The 415-nt window shown below is 51.0% G+C and carries 1 rRNA gene; it reads right to left on the bottom strand.

Annotation, left to right across the window (positions count from 1 at the left end):
* Positions 1-108 precede the first annotated feature (108 nt).
* A 16S ribosomal RNA gene (locus tag MPL1_RS13115) occupies positions 109-415 on the bottom strand; the annotation flags it as partial.

Raw genomic sequence — 415 nt, 5'->3', positions numbered from 1 at the left:
GACCTCAYCMKTCCGAAACGTGCGCTCGATGAACTGAGCTACAGACCCAGATATCTCTCTGTCAAATCAAGTAATTTGTGTGAGTACTTACGCAGTCGTTTCTCTATGAAAGGAGGTGATCCAGCCCCAGGTTCCCCTAGGGCTACCTTGTTACGACTTCACCCCAGTCATTGACCACAAAGTGGTAAGCGACCTCCCGAAGGTTAGTCTACCTACTTCTTTTGCAGCCAACTCCCATGGTGTGACGGGCGGTGTGTACAAGGCCCGGGAACGTATTCACCGCAGCATTCTGATCTGCGATTACTAGCGATTCCGACTTCATGGAGTCGAGTTGCAGACTCCAATCCGGACTACGAACAGCTTTATGGGATTAGCGCACTCTCGCGAGTTGGCAACCTTKRTACTGCCCATTGTA

This window comes from Methylophaga lonarensis MPL, from assembly GCF_000349205.1.
In the GTDB taxonomy this organism is placed as follows: domain Bacteria; phylum Pseudomonadota; class Gammaproteobacteria; order Nitrosococcales; family Methylophagaceae; genus Methylophaga; species Methylophaga lonarensis.
Note: the sequence above shows the minus strand (reverse complement) of the source record. Positions and strands in the feature narration are given on the sequence as shown.